We start from the raw sequence: 6542 nt of genomic DNA, 5'->3' as shown, positions 1-6542 counted from the left end.
TGCTGCCACTTTGGTACGCCGGGAAGATCGACAGCACCGTGGCGCTAGCGATATTGGTCACTTCATACCAGCGACCATCAGGCCCGCGAAATGCGTCACCCACACGGGCATTCGCTGCGAAGTCGGTGCCAGTACCAATGACTGTGCTCTGGCCGATCGTAAGCGCGACCGTACCTGCTTTGTACCAAGCCATAAATTCTCCAGGCAATAAAAAAACCCGCCGGAGCGGGTGTGCGTTGTGACGTTCGATTACCGGCGAAGCCTGGCAAAGACAGCCGCGTGACTGCCGATGTCAATCCATGTGGCGCTACCAACCGCGTACATGACTAGACGATTACCTGGGTAATCTACGGTGACACCCATGCGCGTGGAAACGAACTGGTGCGAACCGTTCAGGTATCGGGAGAATGGATTGATCATGAAGTGATCATACGGTCCGATAGCTTTAGGGAGGTTGCACACATAAGTGTAGGCGTAGCCGATATCCAGCTGCACGCGCCCAGCATAAGGCCAGGCATGTGCAGCCATGCTTACAGAGACGGCAGGACTACCCGTGTCGTAGATGGCCTTACCACTGCTATCCCAGATCCGCATCCCATACATGGCGGCGGTGGTCGCCTGGAACACCGCTGCGAACCACGTTCCGGAAGTCGTGTGCGTGATATTGGAAAGCGCCACACTGAACCCGGTCCAGGCGCCCGGCGAGCCGAGGATGTTCATGCTTCTGTACAAGACGTTCGATTCGCCCATCGCTGGGCGTATGAAGATGCACGGAGGCTCATCCGAAGTTACCGGTTGCGGGAAGTTCACGGTAAAACCGCTGCTTCCAGAGTACGACCCCTGATGCACGACGCAAAGCCGGGGCATGTCGGAGTCGATCTGCAGGTAGCTGCTGTCGTTGATGACCTGTAGACCGTAGCTCAATTGGAAAACCTCATTACGAGAAGGCGGAACTTCAACAACGAGTACCCTGCATCAGACGGAGATCCCGGCCTCTTTGAATAGATCGTGATAACCCCGGGAGCCAACGAGGTGTAGGGAAGACCGTTAATTGCCGACTCCATCTGCGACTGCGATGCTGCCTCCGTCGGTAGGATTACCGCAGAGCACGTCGCGGGATCAAACCCTGAGACGTTGACAATTAACGGATCCCCCGGGGATGCCAGGTCATACATCTGGCTGTGCAGTACCTGGTAGGTGAAGTCATCCGTGGTCATCTGCACATTCCCTTGTGCATCCCAAACCGTCAGTCCGTAGCTCATTCTGTCTGGTCTCCTAGCTGGAGGCGCTTCATGTTGTTGGCATCCCAGAACCGCAATGATCGATTCGTGTAGGTCGAGCGCCCCTGCCCTGGCGATGAGCCGTTGAGCTCGAAAGTACCGTCTTTGTTGAGGCGCCAGCCCGAGACCCCAGGGACGTAGTCCAGCGAGCTGATGAAGCTGCCGATCTTCGCATTGGTGATCGTGCCGTCCTGGATGAAGGCCGAGTTCATGAACACCTGGCCACCCTGCACAGCGAACGGCGACGCGAGCGCGCCATTGATGCCGTTCACCACCGCGAACCGATCGGCTTGCACAAGGAACTGGCTCTGCAATCCAGCCGCGCCATTCTCGATGCCCAGGCCGATTCCGGCCGCGACATACTGACCCTGGCTGTTGAGCTGCATCTTCACCGCCCACATCGTCGACATCTTGCCGTCGGCGGCGACCTGGGCCTGAGACAGCGTCTGCACAGCCGCCGTGGTGCCCTTGAGCGTGGCCTCCAAGGTCTCGGTCTTGCGCACGTTCGCCAAGTCGCGGGAGGCACTTACCCGCACTTCGCTCGCAAACGCTACCTGGGCATCCCATTGCTGGAGTGCGCCGGCCAGATCGCCGTCGGCAGCTTCGTCGCGAGCGGATGCGCGCAGGACTTGCATACTTTCAGCCGTGGCCGTGACCTTGCCGTCGACCTCGGTGATATCGGCGGTGTTCTTCTCGACCTGCTGGGCAAGTCCATTGGCCGATTCGACAGACTGGCCGACATCGATCCACAGGACGGGATTGGGCGGCGCGTTGCCACCTGCAGGGTCCGCAGGAATGTCCTGCGTGGCCTGGTAGATCCGCCCGCCCTCAACGACCATCTGGCCCGAGGTGTAGGGCAGTTCAGGGTCGTAGGCCTTCAAGCCATCCAGCGCGTCGATCTGCTCCTGCAGCCCATCGATCTTGCCGATCAGCTCCGGGCCCAGCTCGGTTTCGCTGATCTGACCCGCGATCAGTTCAAGAATCGGCCCCGCGTCAGAGCCAGACTGACCAAGCACGCCATTGGCCGCCGGGAACCAGGGACCAATGTTGCCCGTGCGATCGACCAGGCGCGCCCAGAAGAAGAACCGCACCCCTGCCCCCAAGCCCAGCAGCTTCCAGTCGCTCTGCGGGTAGGCCACGTCGGTCAGCTTTGTGGCCGCCGACAGGTCATTGGCTGGGCCATACCAGATCTCTGTCCGCTGGGTATCCTCGGCGCCAGCAGGGAAGCTCCACTTCAGGCCGATGGCGAACAGTTCGCTGGTGGCGTTGAGGAACGTCACCGCCGGCGGCAAACCGGCCTTACCTGTCAGCTGCGTGAGGCTGGAGCTCTTCCAGATCGACGAGATATCGAAGGCACTCACCGCCCGCACACGGGCCAGGTAGGCGCCGGCGTATATGCCAGTCACATCGACCGAGGTCGCGCCAGTGCGCTGCAGCTTGATCCAGTTGCCGTTGTCCTTGCGCCACTCCACATCGTAGGCCACAGCGCCGTTCACGGCTGGCCAGGCGATGGTCATGGTGCTAACCGCGATACCCTGGTCCACGGCGTAGTTCGAGGTCAGGGTCACGCTAGCCGGCGGCGGAACGACCGTGATCGGAATAACGCTGATTGGCCGCTCCTCCAGGCGGGCGCCGGTGTCGATGTGGGCGAACTTGCTCGGGTTGAACTCGAGCGCAGTGATCTCGTAGTCGCCCTCAGTGGTTCGCGCTGTCCTAAGCACGCGGAACAGCTGGATAGCCAGGTCATCGGCGTCGATTGCCCACTGCAGCTCCGGCTCCGGGGTCACGCTGTAGGCTGTGGTTACCGTGACAGCACGACCACTGACCGATTCGACTGTGCGGCCCTGGGCGCGACCGTTGGGCAGGTTGATGATCAGGCGGTCGCCAGTCTTGATCTGCGTATCGCGGTCGAGCGTGACGACCCTACCCGTCGCAGCGGCGATCCGGCCGCCGTTCGGGCGCCCTGCGATCAGTTCGTCCGCCACGGGAATCACATGGCCTGGCAGCGGGATACGCCCCTCCATACCAGTCTTGAAGGTCACGGTGCGGTCTTGGCTATTGCTGAGCAGAATCCACTTACCGCGGCGCTGGGCCTCTGATGCCCGGGTACAACCGATAGCAGAAATCTCGATCGGCCGGTCACGGTACCGGCGCTGCAGAGCCAGGTCAGTGACCGGGATTACGTCGGTGTCGTAGTTGTTGGCCGGGTTGTCGTAACTGACCAGCGCGCGACTGTAGTGGGTGTTCTTCTCGGCACCACCGTAGGTGAACTCGCCATCGATCACGTTGAAACGGGTGAACACGTAGTCGATGTCCTGCGCGCGCGGCATGTCGGCCTGCATGAACAGTGAACCCTGGGCCCAGTAGACCATCCCCCGGTAGATTGCCGACAGATCGCGCAGCAGCGTCCAGGCTTCCGCCCGCCCCTGCAGGTTCATGTCGCACAGGAAACGTGGTTCCTGTCCGCCAATGCCGTCGGGCACTAACTGGTCGCAGTACTGGGCGATGCGGTACATCTCCCACTTGTCGACCATCCACGGCTTGATGCGTTTGCCCAGGCCGAAGCGATCTTCCACGCACAGGCCATAGGTGACAAACGCCGGGTTGTTGGTCCAAGCCTGCTTGAAGGTGCCGTCCCAAACCCCGGTGTAGGTCCGCGTCAATGGATCGTAGTTCGCCGGTACCGGCCACTTCCGGGCTTTGCACTTGACCGTGACGGCCGGGATGTTCTGGAACTGCTGGGCGTCGAACTCGATGTAGAGCAGTGCAGTATTCGGGTAGCGCAGTTTGCGGTCGATGACCTCGGTGTAGCCCGCGATGGTCATCGTATCGGCGATGGTGCCCGAATTCTGGTTCGGGGTGATACGCCGAACGCGGATCATCCAGCCGTTGGTGGCCTTCGGCAGATCCACCCGCACTGAGCGCTGGTAGCCGTTGGTGGTCTTGCCGTCCACCGCCCCCAGCTGCACCTGCTGATAGGCACCACCGTCAGTGGCGACATCAATTGCATACTCGATGCGGTAGCCGTTGGTGTTGCCGCCTTGGTCCTGAATGGCCAGACGCGGCCAACTGAAGCGCAGGCGCACGGCTGACAGTTGGATATTGCTCAGCGCCCGGGACCACGGGTTATCGCTGCGCAGCTCGACATTGACGGTGGTCTCGTTCTCAATCGCCGGGATACCTGGGATGTAGGTCTGCTCGATGCTGCCAGGCCGCCAGTCCCACTTCACGTTCGGGAAGTTGATGTTGCCGCTGGAATCCTGGATAGGCGTGTTGTCGAGGTAAATATCCTGGGCGGTCGGCGTGCCTTCAAACTCCCCCTCACCCACTGCAATCAGGATCTTCGCCAAGTTCGTCGACTGCAGACTGTCCGGCGCTTCAGTCGGCTGTTTCGGTTTGCTACCACCGCCCTTGGCGCCGTGGATATCAAGGTGTTGTGCTGCGCCCATGCTTTCCTCCAGGCATAAAAAAACCCGCCGAAGCGGGCTTGAAACTCAGGGGAGATCTTCCCCACCATATGGCGGGCGACATCTGTAGATACGGGCCAGCGCCATGCGCCACCCTTTCACTGCTCCGTACTTATCAATCGCCAACAGGGCGTAATTTGAGCAGGATGGGACATGTCGGCACGCAGACCTAAGCCTATCTGGCGCACATCGCTGATACGCCCTGATCGATACAACTGACAGGTATCGGATCACAGAGGGCGTCGGAAGGAGATTACATAGTAATTGTTGAGCGAAGCCTTCTTCCCAAACAAGGCATCAAAGCAGCCAGGTTGAACCGAGACGCCAATCGTGTCGACCCGGTAGAACTCCCATCCCTGCTTGGCGTACTGGTTGACCACCGTTTCAAGATAAGCTGCGGCTTCATTTCCTTTGTGCTGCTTTGCCTGCACTTCAACGTTTGGTGGAACCTGCACCATCTTGTACTCGAACACGACCTATTCCTTTGTGCAATTAAAGAGCCACCATCCTAGCAAAGTCCTCGTAAAACGCATCCATCAACTTTTATCTTCCGCATAGATGGATGCCGAGATGATCGCCCCGCCCCATCGGCGCTCACCGATGCAGATCGGAACCGGGTTGCCGCTGGCCGTGGTGTTTCGGGCGCTGCCGAAGGCGTAGGACGGCAGGTTTTCTGGAGCGCCGCTTTGTGAAAGGCCTTTGGCCTGGGGGCTGAGCATCTGGATTACCCCGCCAGCAACCATGCCAATACCTGCGCCAATCAAGGGAGCGCCAAATGGAGTGGCTGAGAGGAACACCCCGGCAACGATCATTATCGCTCCAACGATGGTCTGCAGGATCCCGCCACGCTTGCTACCAGCAACCACTGGGACGATCCTGAGCTCACGAGTACCTCCTCGCTCGAAGTCACCAACCCCAACATTCCGGCGGTTCCTGAAGACCGCGAAACTCATCCCAAGTCGGTCAAGGCGCCGAATCTCTTCTTCAAAACCTGGAAGCGTAGCCTTGAGAGCCTTGAACACCTCCCATGACTTGCCGGTATCAAGTAGTCGTCGATGTATCCGGCCAAATTTTCTGGCGAGGGTTCCCGAGAGTTTGATTGTGGTGAACGGCTCATAATGTGCTGCTGTAGCGGCCATGCTTTCTCCAGGCGCAAAAAAGCCGCCCGGAGGCGGCTTGATCAGTTGTAATTGACGTAAGGGCCTATGTAGATGCCGCCCATGTCTCCGCTAATTCTGTAAATACTCTCTTTTCCGTTTTGCACGTTTCCGACGATCGTGCGCACCGCCATGCCGCCGCAAAGCCCGGAGTTCGCCAACCCTATACCAATGCTGGGCTGGCCCGGTGGTAGGTGGAAACTGGCTCGCTGGCCCGTACCCAGTTTGGCGGCTCTTTTGCCATCAATGAACACAACCACATCGCAACCAGAGCCTACCGCCCCTGCGTCCCGAAGAACGACAACGGTGCCGCTATCCCCTCGAGGCTTTACCTGAAACGCGTAAAGTTCATCTCGCGGGACCGGCGTTGCCTCGCGGACGGAGATCGCAGATGACGCACACCCCGCCAGCACCGCCACTGCCACCGACCCAATCAGAATTCGCATTTTGATCCCTCCTTGTTGATGGCAGGAATCTAACACCACCAAGAGAAAGCACCAAAAACCCAAGCAAAAGGGCTGAAAAAGAAAAGGCACCCTAACAGACTGTGTGAAAACCTAGCAATCTGCCCGGCCCTTTAAGAGAATGCTCCGTATCGAAGGATACGGAGCATTTTTCGTTATGGCCTACATACAAGG

6 protein-coding genes and 1 pseudogene are annotated in these 6542 nt (G+C 59.4%); all 7 read right to left on the bottom strand.

Going from position 1 to position 6542, the window contains the following annotated elements:
- Positions 1-193, bottom strand: a pseudogene (locus ACRESH_RS24015) (pyocin knob domain-containing protein); the annotation flags it as partial.
- A gap of 56 nt (positions 194-249) precedes the next feature.
- The gene (locus ACRESH_RS24010) at positions 250-924 is read right to left on the bottom strand and encodes a hypothetical protein (protein ID WP_431744311.1); all 675 of its coding nucleotides are present in this window, start codon (positions 922-924) and stop codon (positions 250-252) included.
- 334 nt (positions 925-1258) lie between these two features.
- Positions 1259-4729, bottom strand: coding sequence for a host specificity protein J (locus tag ACRESH_RS24005; RefSeq protein WP_431744310.1), 3471 nt, complete (start codon positions 4727-4729; stop codon positions 1259-1261).
- Positions 4730-4774: 45 nt separating this feature from the next.
- Positions 4775-4981, bottom strand: coding sequence for a membrane protein insertion efficiency factor YidD (gene yidD, locus ACRESH_RS24000; RefSeq protein ID WP_431744309.1), 207 nt, complete (start codon positions 4979-4981; stop codon positions 4775-4777).
- Positions 4978-5220 carry a DUF4177 domain-containing protein gene (locus ACRESH_RS23995; protein ID WP_431744308.1) on the bottom strand — a complete coding sequence of 81 codons (243 nt, stop codon included), beginning with the start codon at positions 5218-5220 and terminating at the stop codon, positions 4978-4980. The genes yidD and ACRESH_RS23995 overlap by 4 nt, the downstream gene beginning before the upstream one ends.
- A gap of 63 nt (positions 5221-5283) precedes the next feature.
- Complete coding sequence (locus tag ACRESH_RS23990) at positions 5284-5886, bottom strand: tail assembly protein (RefSeq protein WP_431744307.1); 603 nt, start codon at positions 5884-5886, stop codon at positions 5284-5286.
- Positions 5887-5927: 41 nt separating this feature from the next.
- The gene (locus ACRESH_RS23985; RefSeq protein WP_431744306.1) at positions 5928-6350 is read right to left on the bottom strand and encodes a hypothetical protein; all 423 of its coding nucleotides are present in this window, start codon (positions 6348-6350) and stop codon (positions 5928-5930) included.
- Positions 6351-6542 lie beyond the last annotated feature (192 nt).

This window comes from Pseudomonas sp. (assembly GCF_050739775.1).
Taxonomy (GTDB): domain Bacteria; phylum Pseudomonadota; class Gammaproteobacteria; order Pseudomonadales; family Pseudomonadaceae; genus Aquipseudomonas.
This window is presented reverse-complemented; position numbering and strand designations above follow the sequence as displayed.

What these genes read in the sequence shown, in the direction of transcription:
- ACRESH_RS24005 (WP_431744310.1), bottom strand. Translation starts at nt 4,729, where the DNA reads ATGGGCGCAGCACAACACCTTGATATCCACGGCGCCAAGGGCGGTGGT.
- ACRESH_RS23990 (WP_431744307.1), bottom strand. Translation starts at nt 5,886, where the DNA reads ATGGCCGCTACAGCAGCACATTATGAGCCGTTCACCACAATCAAACTC.
- ACRESH_RS23985 (WP_431744306.1), bottom strand. Translation starts at nt 6,350, where the DNA reads ATGCGAATTCTGATTGGGTCGGTGGCAGTGGCGGTGCTGGCGGGGTGT.